This is a genomic window from Nocardia sp. NPDC058666 (assembly GCF_042714895.1).
Lineage (GTDB): Bacteria > Actinomycetota > Actinomycetes > Mycobacteriales > Mycobacteriaceae > Nocardia.
The window spans coordinates 1-1,130 of sequence record NZ_JBHXRY010000100.1; the positions used below are offsets into that span (position 1 = coordinate 1).

General features: G+C 66.3%; 2 protein-coding genes. Both read left to right on the forward strand.

The window, feature by feature from the left end; translation table 11 throughout:
- Positions 1–132 precede the first annotated feature (132 nt).
- Positions 133–450 (forward strand): bifunctional 3-phenylpropionate/cinnamic acid dioxygenase ferredoxin subunit, encoded by a 318-nt coding sequence (locus ACFWVD_RS28765; protein WP_030388907.1) that lies wholly within the window; start codon positions 133–135, stop codon positions 448–450.
- A 7-nt stretch (positions 451–457) separates the two neighbouring features.
- The coding region (sufC, locus tag ACFWVD_RS28770) for a Fe-S cluster assembly ATPase SufC (RefSeq protein WP_379248056.1) at positions 458–1,130 on the forward strand (673 nt) is incomplete at its 3' end.

A 1,130-nucleotide genomic window follows, 5' to 3' on the forward strand; every position in this document is an offset into this window, starting at 1 on the left:
CATCCCGTCCTATGAGCCCCTCCCCCTGGTCGCTCGCGGCCTCTCTGCGGAGCTCGTGCAGCAGATCGGTGTCGACGACATCGAGGAGCGCCTGCTCACCAAGATCGAGACCGAGCTCCAGGGTTCCGTCTGATGAATTACGTCAAGGCCTGTGCGCTCAGCGAGCTGGAGGAGGACACCCCGAAGCGGGTGGAACTCGACGGCACGCCGGTGTCCATCGTCTCCACCGAGGGGGAGGTGTTCGCGATCAACGACATCTGCTCGCACGCGAACGTCTCGCTCTCCGAGGGCGAGGTCGAGGACTGCATGATCGAGTGCTGGCTGCACGGCTCCGCCTTCGACCTGCGCACCGGCAAGCCCTCGGGTCTGCCCGCGACGCGCCCCGTACCCGTATACCCCGTAAAGATCGAAGGGGACGACGTGCTCGTCTCCCTCACCCAGGAGTCCTGAGGTACCCATGGCAACGCTTGAAATCCACGACCTGCACGTCTCCGTCGAGGCCGAGAACGGCGCCCGCGAGATCCTCAAGGGCGTCGACCTCACCGTCAAGCAGGGTGAGACGCACGCCATCATGGGTCCGAACGGCTCCGGCAAGTCCACCCTGGCGTACTCGCTCGCCGGTCACCCGAAGTACACCATCACCGGTGGCACCGTGACCCTCGACGGCGAGGACGTCCTGGAGATGTCCGTCGACGAGCGCGCCCGCGCCGGCCTCTTCCTCGCGATGCAGTACCCGGTCGAGGTCCCCGGTGTCTCGGTCTCCAACTTCCTGCGTACGTCGGCCACCGCCATCCGCGGCGAGGCGCCGAAGCTGCGTACCTGGGTGAAGGAGGTCAAGTCCGCGATGGAGCAGCTCCAGATGGACCCGGCCTTCGCCGAGCGCAACGTCAACGAGGGCTTCTCCGGCGGTGAGAAGAAGCGCCACGAGATCCTGCAGCTGGAGCTCCTGAAGCCGAAGATCGCGATCCTCGACGAGACCGACTCCGGCCTGGACGTCGACGCGCTGCGCATCGTCTCCGAGGGCGTCAACCGCGTCCGCGAGACCGGCGAGGTCGGCACCCTGCTGATCACCCACTACACGCGCATCCTGCGCTACATCAAGCCCGACTTCGTGCACGTGTTCGCGAACG